2 protein-coding genes are annotated in these 1,322 nt (G+C 66.6%); both read right to left on the bottom strand.

The window, feature by feature from the left end:
- Window positions 1-161, bottom strand: a 161-nt coding sequence (locus CVV76_RS24345; RefSeq protein WP_146010398.1) for a biotin/lipoyl-containing protein, incomplete at its 3' end; no start/stop codon positions are given.
- Window positions 162-173: 12 nt separating this feature from the next.
- Window positions 174-1,322, bottom strand: a 1,149-nt coding sequence (locus CVV76_RS24350; protein WP_102227274.1) for a pyruvate dehydrogenase complex E1 component subunit beta, incomplete at its 5' end; no start/stop codon positions are given.

Below are 1,322 nucleotides of genomic sequence, written 5' to 3' on the forward strand. Positions count from 1 at the left end.
CCCTCGTCGACGGCTTCGAATTCCATCGTCGCCTTGTCGGTCTCGATCTCGGCGAGGATGTCGCCGGACGAGACCGTGTCACCCTCTTTCACCAGCCATTTCGCCAGCGTTCCTTCCTCCATCGTGGGGGAGAGCGCGGGCATCAGGATTTCCGTGGCCATGTCGTTGCCTCCTCAGCGATAGGTGACCTGGTGGACCGCCTCGATCACCTCTTCGGTGGTGATCAGCGCCAGCTTCTCGAGGTTCGCGGCGTAGGGCATCGGCACGTCCTTGCCGGCGCAGTTGATCACCGGCGCGTCGAGATAGTCGAACGCGCGCTGCATGATCGTGGCCGAGATGTGGTTGCCGATGGAGCCGACGGGGAAGCCCTCTTCGACCGTGACGCAGCGGTTGGTCTTCATGACCGAGGCGAGCACGGTGTCGTAGTCGATCGGGCGCAGGGTGCGCAGGTCGATCACCTCGGCCTCGATCCCGTCCTGGGCCAGCTTCTCCGCCGCTTCCAGGGCATATTGCATGCCGATGCCGAAGCTGACGATCGTCACGTCCTTGCCTTCGCGCCAGACCCGGGCCTTGCCAAAGGGGATGGTGAAATCGTCCATCACCGGCACGTCGCCGGTGCGGCCGTAGAGGATCTCGTTTTCCAGGAAGATGACCGGGTTCGGATCGCGGATCGCGGTCTTCAGCAGGCCTTTGTAGTCGGCGGCCGAGTAGGGCATGACGACCTTGAGGCCCGGGATCATCGCGTACCAGGCCGCGTAATCCTGGCTGTGCTGGGCGCCGACGCGGGCCGCGGCGCCGTTCGGGCCGCGGAACACCATGGGCGCACCCATCTGGCCGCCGGACATGTAGAGCGTCTTGGCGGCCGAGTTCACGATCTGGTCGATCGCCTGCATGGCGAAGTTGAAGGTCATGAACTCGACGATCGGCTTGAGGCCACCGAAGGCCGCGCCGACCGCAAGGCCGGTAAAGCCATGCTCGGTGATCGGCGTGTCGCGCACGCGCTTGTCGCCGAACTCGTCGAGGAGGCCCTGCGACACCTTGTAGGCGCCCTGGTACTCGGCCACTTCCTCGCCCATCAGGAAGACGTTCTCGTCGCGGCGCATTTCCTCGGCCATGGCGTCGCGAAGCGCCTCGCGCACGGTCGTGGACTTCATCTCGGTGCCCTCGGGCCAGTCGGGGCTGGCGTTCGACTTGGGCGCCTCGGGGGCAGGGGCGGCGGCCTTGGCCGGGGCCTTGGCGGCCGGGGCCTCTTCCGCATCGTCCTGCGCGGAGGCGGGCTCCGCCGGGTTGGTGGCGTTCTCGATGTCCGAGGCGTCCTCGCC

The sequence above is a fragment of the Acidimangrovimonas sediminis genome, assembly GCF_002871005.1.
GTDB classification, from domain to species: domain Bacteria; phylum Pseudomonadota; class Alphaproteobacteria; order Rhodobacterales; family Rhodobacteraceae; genus Acidimangrovimonas; species Acidimangrovimonas sediminis.